The 15,980-nt window shown below is 66.2% G+C and carries 4 protein-coding genes and 1 pseudogene; 1 reads left to right on the top strand and 4 read right to left on the bottom strand.

Annotated elements, in window-relative coordinates; genetic code table 11:
• Nucleotides 1–136: 136 nt before the first annotated feature.
• The 4 genes from AB7008_RS15310 to AB7008_RS15295 form a co-directional block, all read right to left on the bottom strand.
• The gene (locus tag AB7008_RS15310; protein WP_441259004.1) at nt 137–1,492 is read right to left on the bottom strand and encodes an HlyD family type I secretion periplasmic adaptor subunit; all 1,356 of its coding nucleotides are present in this window, start codon (nt 1,490–1,492) and stop codon (nt 137–139) included.
• A gap of 12 nt (nt 1,493–1,504) precedes the next feature.
• Complete coding sequence (locus AB7008_RS15305; protein ID WP_441259003.1) at nt 1,505–4,069, bottom strand: cadherin-like domain-containing protein; 2,565 nt, start codon at nt 4,067–4,069, stop codon at nt 1,505–1,507.
• Nucleotides 4,066–5,823 (bottom strand): type I secretion system permease/ATPase, encoded by a 1,758-nt coding sequence (locus tag AB7008_RS15300; protein ID WP_304493178.1) that lies wholly within the window; start codon nt 5,821–5,823, stop codon nt 4,066–4,068. The genes AB7008_RS15305 and AB7008_RS15300 overlap by 4 nt, the downstream gene beginning before the upstream one ends.
• An 82-nt stretch (nt 5,824–5,905) precedes the next feature.
• Nucleotides 5,906–14,908: a peroxidase family protein gene (locus tag AB7008_RS15295; RefSeq protein ID WP_441259002.1), complete on the bottom strand. Its 9,003-nt coding sequence runs from the start codon at nt 14,906–14,908 to the stop codon at nt 5,906–5,908.
• Between the two features lie 356 nt (nt 14,909–15,264).
• On the opposite strand from AB7008_RS15295, the pseudogene AB7008_RS15290 reads away from it, so the two are divergent.
• Nucleotides 15,265–15,563 (top strand): annotated as a pseudogene (locus AB7008_RS15290) (PRC-barrel domain-containing protein).
• Nucleotides 15,564–15,980: the final 417 nt, after the last annotated feature.

The following is a 15,980-nucleotide window of genomic DNA, read 5'->3' as shown; positions in this document are numbered from 1 at the left end:
CCGAAACCCCGCCGAATGTCGCCGATTTGCGGTTTCCGACGCTCCCCTTCGCTGAAAGGTTAACGTAAGGAACCCCGGCGGCCACCTCGGCGGTCGATGCCGTCCTCGGTGTGTCGGCGGGGAAATTCATCATGCCTCAGCGCTCCCGAAAGGCGCGGGTCATCTGGTCGGTGACGGGCTTGGCCAGATAGGAGGCAGCGGTGCGCTCTTGGGTCGAGACGAAGACCTCCGCCGGCATGCCGGGAACGAGCTTCAGTCCCTTGTACTGTATCAGGTCCTCCTCGGCTGGAAGCAGGCGGACGTGGGCGATGTAGTGCTCCTGGCCGTTGGACGGATCCCGGGCCGAGGCCGGCGACACCATCGCGACCTTGCCCTTCAGCTCCGGTGTGGTGGCGCGGTTGAAGGCGGAGAGGCGGATGCGTGCCGGCTGTCCAACCCTCACCTGGTCGATGTCGGCCGGCGAGACGCGAATCTCGAACTTGAGGTCGGCATTCTCCGGCACCACGGTCGCGATCTTGGCCGCCGGAGTGATGACGCCGCCCACCGTGTAGGCGAACAGTTCGTTGATATAGCCGGACGCGGGGGAACGTATCTCGGTCCGCGACAGCCGGTCTTCGATGGCGAGCTTGCGCTCCTGAAGCTCGGCGATGCGCGCCTCCACCGTGCGCAGGTCCTTCTGGGCCTCGGTCGAAGCGCTCTGGTCCACGGCGATGATCTGCACGCGGATCTCGCTGGTCCTCACCTTGGCTCGGGCGATGCTCGCCTGGATCTCGCCCTGCTCGCCCATGATGCGGGCGTAGTCGCGCTGGGAGGTATAGACGCGCTGGTACTCGACGATCTTGCGCTCGAACAGCGACTGCAACTTCTCGCGCTCGGCGCCGACGAGCCTGCCCTCCTCCTCCTTGGCGGCGAGGCGGGCCGCCATGCCCCTGATCTCCTCGCCGGTCTGGGCAATGCTGAGCTCGAGCTGCTCCTTCTGGCTGTCGCGCGCGGTCTTGTTGCCGGCGAACAGACGGGCCTCGCCGTGGATTACCGATCCAGCGGTTGAGGGGAATAAGGCGTGCATGTCGTCGGGAAATTCGACCGACGTCAGATTGTCGCGTTCGGCTATCAGGCGAGCGCGGCGCCCGAGTGCCTCTACCAACTGAGCGCGCACGATCAGATGCTCGGCCTTGATCTGGACGTCGTCGAGGGTCGCCAGCACCTGGCCTTCGCGAACCTGGTCGCCCTGGCGCACCGACAGCGTCTTGACGATGCCGCCGTCGCGGTGCTGTACCTCCTTGAGGTTCTGATCGACCTTGACCGTGCCGGCGGCGACCACCGCGCCCTCCAGCATCGCCCAGGCCGCCCAGCCGCCGCAACCGGCGACCAGCAGCGCGCTCAGCAAGATGCCGGCGACGATGCGCGGCCACAGTCGCAACGGCCGTTCGCGAGGCGCGTCCATGGCAGGATGCTCCGGGCGGACGAGTTCGGATACATCGACATGCTTCATGGCTTCACTTCCTCAGGAATGGATCGATGAGAATTGCAGATGGTGGTGGCCGGCGACCTCGATCGTCATGCCGTCACCGTCGTCGTTGCCGTAATGGACGTCGATGGCGGTGTATTTGCTGTTGGCGAGCTCCTCGAAGCGGAAGCGCACTGGGCGATTGTGGCCGCCGTCGTTCTCCTCGAGGTAGATCTGTTCGAACAGGTCGGCGACCTGCTCCTCGGCGTCGCCGCCTTCCTTGATCGTAATCTGATAGGTCGCGGCCACGATCTTGTCGCCGACCGTGAAGTCGGTGATCTTCTTCACCACGTCCTGCTGCTGGCGGCCATCGTCGTCGCGCTCGAACTGGAAGCAGTCGTCGCCGGCGCCGCCGGTCAGGACCACCGGGCCGCTGCCGGCGATGATCACGTCGTCGCCGGAGCCCGCGATGATCTCCTCGAAACCTTCGATCAGGTCCTTGCCGATCTCGCGTCCCATGGCGGTGCCGCTGCGCAGATCGATGGTGACGGTGACGGTGGTCGCCGAATAGTCCAGGGTGTCCTGGCCCGAATTGCCATCATAGGCGTCGTCGGCGCCGTCGACCGACGCCAGCACGAGATCGTCGCCGAAGCCGCCGTCCACCTTGTCGGCTCCGCCGCCGTCGGCGATGGTGTCGTTGCCGGCCCCGCCGGCAAGAGTGTCGGCCCCCGCACTCCCGGTGATGACGTCGTCGCCCGCGCCGCCGACGACGGTCTCGAACTCCGCGATCGCGTCCTCGCCGATGTCCTCGCCGGAGGCCCGGCCCGAGGCGAGGTTCACGGCGATCTTCCTGATGGCCGAGGAATAGTCGAGGGTGTCGGTCCCGGCACCGCCGTCGAGGCTGTCGTCCGCGGCATCGGCCACGGCGAGAACCAGATCGTTTCCGGCCTCGCCGGCGACCGTGTCAGATCCGCCGCCGTCCGAGATCGTGTCGTTGCCGGTCCCGCCGGACAGCGTGTCGTCGCCGGCGCCCCCGGCCACGACGTCGTTTCCGCCGCCGCCGTCGATCGAGGCCGAAGCCGATCCAGCGGCCGTGAGGGTATCGTCGCCCGCGCCGCCGATGACGATCTCGAACTCCGCGATCACGTCGTTGCCGATATCAGTGCCGGAGGCCGTACCAGAGGCCAGATCCACCCCGATCGAACGCGTAGCCGATGAATAGTCCAGCGTGTCTACGCCGGCGCCGCCGGCGAAGCTGTCGTCCGCGGCATCGGCGGTCACCATTACGATATCGTTCCCCGCACCGCCGGTTACGAGGTCGTTTCCGCCGCCGTCGGCGATGATGTCGTTGCCGCTCCCGCCGGACATCCGGTCCGAGCCCTCGCCGCCGTCGAGGTGGTCGTGGCCGTCGCCGCCCTCAAGGGTGTCGTCGCCGGCTCCCGCAAGCAGGATGTCGCGGCCCGCGCCGCCGTCGAGGTGGTCGTCTCCCTCCTCGCCCAGCAGGGTGTCGTCGCCTTCGTTGCCCCACAGACGGTCGTCGCCGGTGCCGCCGAACACCACGTCGTTGCCCGTGCCCGCGAACACGATGTCGTTGCCGTCGCCCGCATAGACCACGTCGTGGCCCGCGCCCGCCAAAATGTGGTCGTCGCCGGCCCCGCCCGAGATCCGGTCGTTGCCCCCTCTGGCGTCGATGTTGTCGTCCCCGCCGAGTCCCGCGATGGTTTCGGCGCACTGGGTGCCGAGCAGGATGTCGTCGCTCTCGGTCCCGACGATGGGCGGCGCCTCAACCACATTGAAGTAGGCTGTCTGCATGACGATGTGGGAGCCGTCGCTGATCGCGTAGGTCAGCTTGACCTCGCCGAGCATGTTCGGCGCGCGGTCGAATTCCCAGCCGTCCTCGGTGCGGACCAGAGAGCCAGAGGAGGAGAAGATGCCGACCACGGTCAGATTGTCGCCGTCCGCATCTGTGGCGCCGGCCAGCAGCGCCGCCATCGATATCGCCAGCCCATGGCAGGCCACCACGTCAGGAAGATGCACCGTGCCCGAGACGCGGGGCGCGCGGTTGCGGTGATCCGGCGCTGGCGGGTCGCGCGGTCTGTCGCTGCCGCCACCTCCTCCGCCGCCGCCACCTCCTCCGCCACCGCCACTGCCACCGGAGCCGGAGTCCTCCTGGCGAGGCCGGTGGTTGTCGTTGGCGACCTTCGGATTCGCGCCGGACCCCTTGTTGTTCAGCTCGGGCTTGTCGGTGCGCGCGCGTGCGCTGAAATCGGTCGCACCGCCGCCTACGGCGCGCTCCTCCTCGGCGTGCGCGACGATCCTGCCCTCCTCGGTCGAGCCCGACGACCGGGGCGGCTCAGGCTGCTCCTCCGCGGGTTCCTCGGCCGCTGCGAGCGCGTCCTCCTTGAGGTTCTCCTCCTCGCCCGAGCCGCGGACCTTTTCACGGTCCTCGCTGGCCCCCAGCTTCATTGGCAGGAAGCTCTTGAGGTAGGCTGTGCAGGATCCGACGATGAGCAAGAAGATCAGCGGCACGAAGCGGCGGCTGCGATCCTGCTTCTCTTCGTAGTCCTCGCGGCCGGGGGCAGTCTCGACGGTGGACTTGCGGGTGGCCTGGACGTTGATCATGCAGGCCTCCGCATTTGGGCTTCTACGGGAATCGTGCCGGCCGGGGTCGGCGCGGAAGACTGCAGGACAGGAGTCATGATGTCCTGCTTCTTGCCGAAGGCGACCATGCGGCCGGCCTGGACGATGGCGACGAGATCGACCGCCACCAGCGCGCTCGGGCGGTGCGCGATCACGATGGCGATGCCGCCGCGAGCGCGGATGCCCTCGATCGCCGCGGTGAGCGCGGCCTCACCCTCGCCGTCGAGATTGGAGTTGGGCTCGTCCATCACCACCATGAAGGGATTGCCGTAAAGCGCGCGCGCCAGCGCGATGCGCTGGCGTTGACCTGCGGAAAGCGCGCAGCCCTGCGGCCCCAGCCTGGTGCGATAGCCCTCCGGCAGCCTGACGATCATCTCGTGGACGCCGGCCGCCTTGGCGGCCTCGATCACCTTGCGGGAGTCGGGCTGGCGCTCGAGGCGACAGATGTTCTCCTCCATGGTGGTGTCCATCAGCGCGACCTCCTGGGGGAGATAGCCGATGTGCCTGCCGAGGTCGTCCTCGCGCCACTGGGTCAGATCGGCGCCGTCGAGCCGCACGCTGCCGCGCAGCGCCGGCCAGATGCCGGTCAGCGCGCGCACCATCGTGGTCTTGCCGCCGGCGCTGGGGCCGATGATGCCGAGCGCCTGGCCGGCCTCGAGCTCGAAGGCGACTTCGCTCAGCACCACCTGTCCGGTCCCGGGGACCGCCACGGTGATCTTCTCGACGGAGAGGCGGGCGGTCGGGTCGGGCAGTCGCATCGGCTCGTCGGCGGAGGCGAGCGCGATGACGGTGTCGCGCAGCCGTTGGTAGGCCATCCGCGCAGCGATGAAGGCCTTCCAGTTGCCTATCGCGAGATCGACGGGGGCCAGCGCGCGCGCCGAGGCGACCGAGACCGCGATGATGGCGCCAGCCGAAAGCTCACCCTTGATGGTGAGGTAGGCGCCGAGCCCCAACAGGGCCGACTGCAGCACCATGCGCAGCACACGCGAAACCGCGGCGAAACCGCCGGTGATGTCGTTGGCCCTCGTCTGCAGATCGAGATGCTCTGCATTGGCCTCGTTGAAGCGACCGACGGCGCGGCCTGCGAAGCCCATCGCCTTGAGCACCTCGGCGTTGCGCGCGTTGCAGTCGGCGATGCCGTTGCGTTCCGTCGCCGCCTTGCGCGTGGACACGATGAGACGGCGGGTCATGACTTCGCTGACCACGGTGAGCACGACGAGGACGAGTGCGCCCGCGAAGGTCAACGCGCCGAGCATCGGATGAAGGAAGTAGATGAAGGCCAGATAGATCGGCATCCAGGGCAGGTCGAACAACGCCGAGGGACCCTGGCTGCCGAGGAAGCCACGGACGGTGTCGACGTCCCGCCCGCGCTCCAGCGCTTCGGAGGTGGAGAAGCCAAAACGCGGCATGTCGATGGCGACGCGATGCGCCAGCGGTGCGATCTTGCGGTCGATCCGGGCGCCAACCCGCACCAGCACCTGGGAGCGGACGACGTCGAAGGCACCCTGGAATAGATAGAGCCCGATCGCGAGCACCGAGAGCGTGACCAGGGTGGGGATGCTGCCGCTGGTCAGCGCACGGTCGTAGATCTGCATCATGTAGACGGAGCCGGTGAGCGCCAGCACGTTGATCATGCCGGAGACCACGAAGAGAAACAGGACGATGCTGCGGAAGCCCCTTGTCAGCTCGGCCAGGCGGCGGCGCTTCGCGGGTGTGAGCTCTTTTGGTTTGGCCATTTGTTTGGATGCCCTCAGGTGCGAGGAACGGAAATCTGGCCGGAACGGGAAGATGCTCCCGTTCCGGCATAGGGTCGTGAAGCTAGAGCGTGACGTTGGAGCCGAAGTTCTGGTGGCCCGCGATCTCGATCTTGAAGTCGGCGGCGGCGTTGCCGTCGACGTTGCCCTGGATGACGGTGAATTCCTGACCGTCGTGGGTCTCGTAGCTCACCGCGAGCTGCCCGGCCGCGGTGAACGCGGCATCGGAAACCAGTGTGAAGCTCTGGTTGCCGTCGACGGCGTAGTTCGCGTCGATGCCGCTGAGATCGATGCGGTCTCCCGGCTCGAAGCCGACGATGGTGTCGCCCTTGGCCGCTTCCACCGAGTTGAAGCGGAAGGTGTCGTCGCCGAGCCCTCCTTTCATCACGTTGGCGGCGGTGCCGGCGACGATGACGTCGTTGCCGGAGCCGGTGGTGACGTTCTCGATGCCCCACAGCGTGTCGTTGCCGGTCTGCGAGCTCGAGGCGCTGCCGTTCGCGAGCGGGCCGGAACCCAGGTTGACGGTGACGGCCGTGCTCGCCGCTGACATGTCGAGCGTGTCGGTGCCCGCCCCACCGGCGCCTTCGTCGCCGAAATAGGCGTCGTTGCCATCGCCAATCTCGGCCACGATCAGGTCGTTGCCGGCTCCGCCGAACACGGTGTCGTCGCCCGCACCGGCGTTGATCAGGTCGTCGCCCTGATCGCCGAAGATGCGGTCCACCCCGGCATCGCCGTAGACGATGTCCGCGTCGGCTCCGGCGAACACGTGGTCGTCGCCCGCACCGGCGAAGATCACGTCCCGGCCAGCACCGCCGTTGACGAAGTCGGCCCCCTCGCCGGCCGAGATCGCATCGGCGCCAGCATGGCCGACGGCGATGTCGTCTCCTGCGAAGGCGACGATGCTGTCGTCGCCGGGTGTGCCGACCAGCGTATCGGACTGCGCCGTGCCGGTACGGACCACGCCGTCGGTTGCGGTCTCGGTCTCTTCTTCGTCGTCGCCGCCCGCGGTTGGCGTCTCGTCATCCTCGTTCGGCGTTTCGGTTTCTTCCTCGTCGTCCTCGTCCGGCTCATTGGTTTCGAACTGGGGCGGCACCATGCCCGAGAAGGTGACCGAATGGGTTCCGTTCGAGATGGTCTTGGTGCCGTCCTGGTTCTCGACCAGGTGGTAGGTCGCCGGATCCGCCCCTTCCGGAAGCTCGATCACGTCCTCGGCCTGGAGGGCGCCGATGATGGTGTCGTTGCCGCCGTTGGACCTGAACACGATGCGATGGGCCGAGGTGAGGGCCGAAATGTCGATCGTGTCGTCGCCCTCGTCGCCATCGATCGTGATGGTGTTGAGGCGCAGGCTGGTCGCGGTGAAGTCGCCGACGACCGTGAACGTATCGCCTGCTCCCGCGCCGCCCGTCGCTCCAGTCGGTTCGATGCCGTTGATACGGATCTCCTCGATCTCGCTCAGTTCCGCGATCACGCTGGCGAAGGCCGAACCGCCTCGGGTGATGACGATTTCCGGCGTACGTCCGCCGAAGCTCGCGATGTCGTTGCCGGCAACGGCATCCCAGGCGGCCAACGTATAGATCGTGTAGGCCTCGCTGGAGGTGTTGCCATTGATGACGAAGGTGTCGCCCGCGGTGCCTTCGGTGCCGCCATTGACGATGTCGCGGCCATCGGTCGGGGCCGCCGTCGCATTGGCGTTCCAGACGATGGTGTCGTCTCCGGCACCGCCGTTGACCGTGTCTGCCCCGGCATTGAGGCTCGGCGCGGTGACGTTGACCGTGAAATTGTCGACGTAGAAGTTGTCGCCATTGTCCCAGTTGTTGCCGTCGCCGGTAGTCCGGAAGCGGATGGCCGAGTTCGAGCCGATCTGGGCGGGCGTCAGGGCGGCGCTGAAGTTGAAGGTGCCGTTGGCACCGCCTCCCAGCGTTCCGCCAGTCACGACCTCCCAGGCGTTGGTGTTGACATTCCGTGCCTCGACGATGACGGTCTGGCCGCCGTTGAGATTGTCGTCCTCGTAGGTGAACGACACCGTCGCCGCAGTCGCGCCGGCGAGGTTGACGGCGCGCTCGATCGTCTCGCCGCCATCGACGCCCTGATTGAACTGAAGGCGGCCGCCGGTGATCGAGATGTCGCCTGCTGTCGGGCTGGTCGTCTCGCCGCCGCCTTCGGTCCAGTTTCCCGTGAACGCGAGCGTGCCGTTGCTGTTCGAATACGACGCCGCTCCGAAGCTGTCGACGTAGGCGCCGCTGTTGCTGCCGGTGCCACCGGTCAACGTGTCGTTGCCGTCGTCGCCGTTGAGGGTATCCGCGCCCTCGCCGCCGAGGATGACATCGTCGCCACCGCCGCCGCTCAGCGTATCGTTGCCGCCGAGGCCGTCGATGAGGTTGGCACCGCCGTTGCCGGTGATGACGTCGGCGTTGGCACTCGCCGTGCCGAACGGTGCCGGCGCGGCCTGCGCAAGGACGTAGTCGGACGCGTCGATCGCGGCCGTCGTCGTGTTGTTGACCTGGATGGTGCCGATCGTCGCCAGGGACGCATCCCTGACCGTGAGCAGGGTATTGGCGCCCACCTGGGTCTCGACAACACGCGTCGCCAGGTTGGCGACCGTGATGCCGAGGGCGCTGAGGTTGATCAGGTCCTGGCCCCCGGCCGCGGTCGAGTCGAAGCCGGTGATGGTGTCGGCACCGAACCCAGCGGCGTTGTAGACCACCACGTCGTTGCCATCGCTGACGTTGATGGTGTCGTTGCCGGCGCCGCCGATGATGGTGTCGGTATCGCCGCCGGTGCCTCCGCTCAGCGTATCGTCGCCAGTACCGCCGTCGACCAGGTCGGTGCCGTTGCCGGCATCGATGGTGTCGTTGCCGCCACCGCCGAAGATCTGGTTGTTGGCGCCGTTGCCGGCGATGGTGTTGGCCTGCGCGTTGCCATTGCCGTTGATGGCGCCGCCTCCGGTCAGCGTCAGGTTCTCGACTTCGGCCCCGAGTGTGTAGGAGACCGAGGACTGCACCGTGTCGGTGCCGCCGGCCGCAAGTTCGGTCACCACGTCGGCGGCATCGTCGACGACGTAGATGTCGTTGTCGGCGCCGCCGGCCATAGCGTCGGCCCCGGCTCCGCCGTTGAGGGTGTCGGCCCCGATCCCACCTGTCAGCGTGTCGACGTCGTCGCCGCCGTTGAGGGTATCGTTGCCGTCGCCGCCGTCGAGCGTATCGTTGCCCAGACCGCCGTTCAGGGTGTCGTTGCCCGCCAGGCCGCTCAGCGTGTCGGCCAGATCGCCGCCGGTGACGACGTTGTTGCCGGCGTTGCCGGTGCCGATGAACTGGTCGGCGTCGACGCCGCGGTAGGTGAGGTTCTCGACGTTGGCCATGTTCGCGATGGAAAGCTCGGCCAGGAAGGTCTCGACGGTGTCGGTGCCCTCGTCCTGGGCCTCGATCGCGACATCGAGCAGATCGTCGATGCCGTAGGTGTCGTTGCCCGCACCGCCGACCATCGTGTCGGCGCCGACGGCGCCTTCGAAGTCGTCACCAGCGAGGTTCAGCCGAGCGTCGAGATCGTCGTTGCCCGCACCGCCGACCAGCAGGTCGTCGCCGAGCCCGCCGACGAGGTCGTCGTTGCCGGTGCCGCCGAAGATCAGGTCGTTGAGGCCGCCGCCAGTGATCTCGTCGTCGACGCCTTGCTCGCCCACCACGAAGTTGGCTTGAGCGTTGGTCACCGCATTCAGCGACATGTCGACGTCGCCGCCTGCCCGGTCGGCCGGATCGGAGCGGCTGATGAAGTAATCCTCCGCGCCGAGCGCATAGCCGGCGAAAGTCGCGCCGTTGAAGTTGATGCGTTCGACGCCGGTCTGCGCGTTGGTGCCGGTGAAGTGGCCTGCCACCGTGATGGACTGGGCGACGGAGCCCGTAGGCCCGGTCGGTAGGCTGTAATTGATGACCAGGTCGCCGGTCTGGGTCGCGGTGCTGCTGTCGAAGGCGTCCAACGCGGTGATCGTCGGTACCGGAAGCAGGGTCACCGGGTCGATGATGGGCTGACCGGACGCGTCGACCGCGTTCGGAGCCTGGATCGAGATGCGGTCGGCGGTGCCGCCGCTGGCGGCATTGACAGCTTCGTTGATGAGGTCGTTGCCGTCGCCCAGCCCGAACGCGTAGGTGTCGTTGCCGAGCCCCCCGTTGAGGATGTCGACGCCGCCGTTGATTCCTGGTCTGACGATCGTGATCGTCAGGTTGTCGACGTAGAAATTGTCACCGTTGTCCCAGTTGTTGCCGTCGCCGGTTGTCCGGAAGCGGATTCCCGAGTTCGCGCCGATCTGGGCAGCGGTCAGCGTCGCGCTGAAATTGCCGTTGCCTGTCGCGGTGGTGCTGCCGAGCGTGCCGAGAACTTCCCAGGCGCCGCTGCCGCTGTTGCGGGCCTCGACGATGACACTCTGGCCCGCGCCGAGATTGTCGTCCTCGTAGCTGAAGGACAGCGTTGCGGCCGTAGCCCCCGCCAGGTTCATCGAGCGTTCGATGGTTTCGCCGCCATCGACGGTCTCGTTGAAACGAAGGCGATTGCCATCGATTTCGATATCGCCGCTCGTGGCGCTGTTGTTGTCGTTTTCCGTCCAGTTTCCGGCGAAGTTTGCAGCGTTACCATCGTTGCCGGAATAGCCGCCCGAATTGAAGTTGTCTGCAATCGTTCCCGTGGCGGAGCCTGGGCCGCCGACCAGGATGTCGTTGCCGCCGAGACCGTTGAGCACGTCGGCTCCGGCAAGGCCGACGATGATGTCGTCGGTCGCCGAACCGTTCAGCACGGGACGGTTGTCGGATGGCGGGCCCTGCGGGGCGAGGCCATTGTCGCTGAACGGAGTGCCCATGACGATGCCGAGTGTGCCATCGGAAAACTGCAACCTCTCCATGTTGCGCAGCAGGTCGGTGCCCTCGAGCGGATCGAGGCCGCCGGTGTTGGAGACCACGAGGGTGCCGTCGGCGCGCGCCGAGAACGAATAGTTGGCGCGGACGTCGGAGTAGACTGCGGTGTCGACGTTCGATGCCGCCGCGCCGTCGGAGACGATGTCGCGGACGATCTTGAGCTGGCCGGGATTGATCTGACCCGAGAACACTTTCTGGACCAGAGTCGTCATGCTGTCGTGGAACTCGAGCACGGTGTTGCCGACCGGGCCGTTCTCGTCGAAGTCGGACATCACCGCGATGCGCACCCGCAGCCATCGGTCACCGTCGATGATATCGTCGCCGCCGCGGCCTTCGATGAGGTCGCTGCCGGCACCGCCGAGCAGGATGTTGCCGCCGACGAAGCTGCCGTTGGCATCGAACGAGGCCGGTCCCGCGCCGGCGAGAAGCGCCTGCAGGCCCGTGATGAGGGCGATGCCCTCGGCATCCAGGGCACTGCCGCGGAAGCCTTCGGTCGGCACGAGGTCGGCGGTGACGTCGGAACCGCGGATGACGTCGTTGTGGGACGATCCGGACGCGCCTTCGACCTGGGTGAAACTGTCGAGCGCCGCGTTGCCCGGAAGCACCGGCAAACCGGGCAGGATCACCCGGTTGAGGTCGACGTCGACCGCCAGATTCATGTTGGCGTAGGTCGTCCAGTCGTAGCCGGACATGCCGTCGAACTTGCCGCGACCAAGGCTGCCGAACCAGATATCGTCGCCGCCTTCGCCAATGAATTCGTCGAAGCCGCCGTCCCCGTGGAACACGTCGTGGCCCTTGACGGCATCGAGCTGGAACTGGTCGTCGAAATTGTCGCCGACTGCGCCGGTCCAGGCGCCGATTTCGATCCAGTCGTCACCTTCGCCGCCAAGCGTCTGCTCGGTGGTCTTGCTGCCGAGAACGAAGTCGTTGCCGACCCCGCCGAAGGCCTCATCGAGACTGTCGGCGCCGAGCACGATGAAGTCATTGCCCTCGTCGGCGACGATCAGGTCGACGCCCTGGCCGGCGTTGACCGCGTCGTGACCGCGGCCGGTGCGCATGATGTCGTCGCCGAACTGGTCGGTGATGATGTCGTCACCGTCGCCGCCGATGTACTGGTCGTTGCCGGCGCCGCCCTCCATGCGGTCGTTGCCGGCGTCGCCGTAGAGGGTATCGTCACCCTCGCTGGCGATCAGCGTGTCGGCCTGGTCGGTACCGCCCAACAGGACGTGGTCGGCGCCGGTATAGCGCAGGTAGTTCGCTTCGGCTCCAGCGGTCGCCGGGTCGTCGCGCAGGACCAGCGGCGTCAGGATCGTGCCACCGGTCGGATCGGCCGAATCGAGCCCCGGATTCCATTGCCGGGTCTGGTCGACTTCGAGGATGAGGCCGGGCGTGGAGAACACGTCCGATGGCAGATGGCCGGCGTCGGCATTGAGGCCGATTACCTTGGCGAAGGTGTTGTTCTCCATCTCGGACAACAGATGCAGCCCGTCCAGCCGCTGCAGGTAGTAGAAGCGGTCGCCGTCCTGCAGCTTTTCGAGCTGAACCTCGAACACGAAGTTGAAGGTGGAGCCCAGCATGCCGCCGAACGGCATGACCTTCTCGGCGAGACCGCCGATCCAGAGATCGACGTTCTCGAGGCCGCCCAGCGAGCCGCCGGCGTAGATGCCGGTCGCATTGAGAAAGGCTATGCGGTCGGCATTGAATGCCGCGAGCTCGGCCGGGTCGGTCGGAACGACGACGTCGCCGAAGCTGGTGCCGAAGATCAGCGCCATGGCCGCGTCGCGCTTGCCTTCGACCGTCGTCTCGCCGGTGATCAGCGTGTGCGTTCCGTAGGCGGCGACGAAGTTGATGATCGAAGCCTCGTTTTTGAGGTGGCTCGCGAAGTCGACCCAGCTCGCATAGGGCCGCAGCTCTTCGGCGTGGCTGCTGGCCTCGAAGAAGTCGCGACGCGCAACATTCAATGACGGCACGCCTGCATCGCGTCCTCGCGCAAGGTTGATGGTAGCCAGATCGAGCGGCAACCCGAGCAGATTGTTGCGCAGCGCGCTGGTGACGAACTCATCGATCTCGTTGCCGACCTGCCGCGTCATGCCGCGGATGATGTTGCCGGCGGCGACGCTGTCCGCGACGGTGTGGCCCGAGTCGAATTCGATCGGGTTGAGGAAGGCCTCGATGAGCCCGATCTGGTCGTTGGTGAAGGTCGGGTCGAGCCGGTCGATCGTCTCGGTCAGCATTGAGTGGCCGAAGCGGTAGACCACGTGCGCGAATTCGGCGACAATGCTCGGATTGATGTCGGCGTGGTATCCGTCCGGCACGACAAAGAAGTCGATGTTGGGCTGCACCTTGCGGGCGAAGTCCTCGAAGACGAGATGTTGGTATTGCATCTCGGTGCCGAACTTGGCGGCCTGAAACAGGCGTTCGCCATCCCAGACGAGGGCGGCGATCTGAGCGGGCGTCGTCGGCAGTGCGGCGAGGTCGACGGCCAGCCATTCGTTGAGGAAGGCCAGGTCGTTCGAGGCCAGGACGATCTCTTTGGTGTGCTCGACCAGCCGGTTGTGCTCGGAGTGGAAGATGTGATGGACCGCGGTCAGGCCGATGTTCTCGTTGGCGCGGCCGTCGCCGGCGATGAAGTGGGCGTCCAGCAGTTCGTTGTCGTAGACCGCCGGGTTGTTGCCGGGGTTGAGCAGCCCGATTTCAATGTCGCCGTCGGCGATGCCGTTCGGCACGGCGTCGTGCGCGATGTCGGCAAGGAAGGCGGCGTTGATGCGGATCGCGGTGGTGACGCTGACCGGCGCCGTCGAGGTGCCGGAGATGACGATGTCGTCCGCAGTGTTCGGAATGCCGTCGGCGCCGACGCCGGTGATCACCTGGGCGAAGCCCGCGGCATTCGGAATGAAGTTGCCGTACGGGTCGGTGCGAAGCAGCGGCACCGCGCCGACGTCCTGGTCGGTCAGGAGGATGCCGAGCATCTTGGCCTGTTCCTTGACCTCGCCCCAGGTGGCCATGCCGCCCGGCTGGTCTCCGCCGCCCTCGATCAGCTTGCCGGTAGCGTGCGGGACGCCGTCGGCGTCGAGCGCGTACTGGCGCAGGAAAACCTGGTGGGAGGCATGCGACGTATAGGTCTGGTTCTGGTCGACAAACGGCGTCGTGGTGTTGACGGGACGCACGTCGTCGGCTGTCCCCATGACGCCGTCGGCGCCCGGGCTGACGGTGGCGCGGGTCAGGACCATGAAGTTGGTCGAGCTACCCGGAACGTACAGCGGATCGTCCGGCTGGAGCGGAACGAACACGGTGCCGCTACCGCCCTTGTTGACGAGATCCAGACCGTGATCGAAGAACTGGCCGAACAGAGTGAACCAGGAGTTGAACGGGGCCGACAGGCCGACGTCCGGAGAGACGTTGACGACCTGGACGTTGTCGCCGTCCATTGTGATCCCGAACGGCTCGAGGCCCGCATCGCGGACCGCGCGCGCCACCGCCAGATCGTTGAGCATGACGTTGTGCGCCGCCGTGGCCGCCGCGAAGGCGTCGATCGCCGCTTGTTCGGCCGCGCCGGGAACGGTGGACTCGTCGCCGTCGCTCAGCTGGTTCGCCGCCGCCTTGGCGTTCTGCATCACCACGCGGGCCTGATACTCGGCGTCGAGCGCGGGTTTGAAGGCGTTGTAGATATCTTGCACGAGGGCGACGTTAGCCAGCGTGGCCTCGACGATCCCGCCGGACTGCAGGCCCTTTATGATCGCCGCCGGGTTGGCGAGCGTTTGATCGACGATCAGGTTAGAGATGGTGCGCAGGCTCGAATCGAACACCATCGAACCCGGGTTATTGGACGGCGCGTAAGACGTCGGCACGGCGGGCGCGCCCGGCGGCAGGAAATTGCCCGGTACGTTTTCGGCGGGCCTGAAGGTCGGATCCAGCAGTTCGGGGAACGGCATGTCCGCAGCGCCCCACTTCTCCTGGCCGGGCAGCAGGTTGTTGTTCTGTCCGTCGACGGTACGAAGGCCGATGCTGAGGTTGTAGGATGGGACGGAGCCAACCTGGCCGGCCAGACCGGCTCCGTAGAGCGGCGCCGCGTTCGGGTCGAGCGGATTGACGATATAGGCGGCGTGCTTCTCCGCGACCTTGATCTGCGCGAGAATGAAATCCAGATCGCTCCTGATGTACGCAACCATGGCGGCCTCACCTGTTGTGCGCACGGTCCGCCGCGGCGGCCGAGCTGTTGAAATTTTTGCGAGCCGTCCGCGTCGGATGGCTCCTATGGGCTCAGGTTAGATTTTTCTGTGAACAACGGGACAGGGTACAAGGTCCAACGACCTCGTGGGACCGAGGTCTGGCGCTTCGGCCGACCATGGTCGTAGGACCTTGGTCCGATCGGCGGACGACTATCCTCGCTTCGCCAGCGCCTCGGCCTGTCACAGGCGCTTCGCCTCGCGCGTTGCGATGAATTCACCAACTCGGGTGAAAACGTATGAACGAGCGCCTCCCGATCTCAGTTGTTGCGCATCAATGTTTCTAGAAGGAGACGACGATGGAAACGCAAAGGCGTGAAACAGGTACGCTAATAGGCAGCGACAAGGTCGAAGGCACGGCAGTCTATGGGTCTGACGCCCAGAAGATCGGTTCGATCGAGCGCGTCATGATCGACAAGGTCAGCGGCCAAGTGTCGTACGCGGTTCTCGGCTTCGGCGGCTTCCTCGGCATCGGGGACGATCACTATCCGCTGCTTGGCAATCGCTAAAGTACGACACAGGTCTCGGCGGCTACCGGACCAATCTTACCGCAGACAGGCTTCAGGGTGCGCCGAAGTACGGCAACGACAATGCCTGAGACTGGAACGACCCGGGACGTGCCAGAGCAGTGAACGACTACTATTCCGGGTTCTGACGGTTACCGGCAAGCCCGCCTGCGAGAGCGGGCTTGCCTCGGCGGTTAACGCCGCCCCGGGGTGTATGGGCGCGAGTGGGGATACGGTCGGGACACCCCGCGCACAAGGCGGATGATCGTAGGTTCAAATCATCCGCAACCAAAACACATAAGCCATCGCGTCATCTGTTGCACAACCTGCAGTGGGCGCCGTGCGAACACCGAGCCACGGCGGCAGTTGTATCGCTCCCCTGACTATTGGATTAACCCGGTTTCCGATTTGGGTCACAAGCCGCCGGTCACGCTCAAGATGGCAGACTTCCGCCTTGCGTTGGTAAGCCGACGTTTAATAGCGCGCGAATGCCACTACCCCGACTCCTT

It is taken from the genome of Bradyrhizobium sp. 521_C7_N1_3, assembly GCF_052075975.1.
GTDB classification, from domain to species: Bacteria; Pseudomonadota; Alphaproteobacteria; order Rhizobiales; family Xanthobacteraceae; genus Bradyrhizobium; species Bradyrhizobium japonicum.
This window is presented reverse-complemented; position numbering and strand designations above follow the sequence as displayed.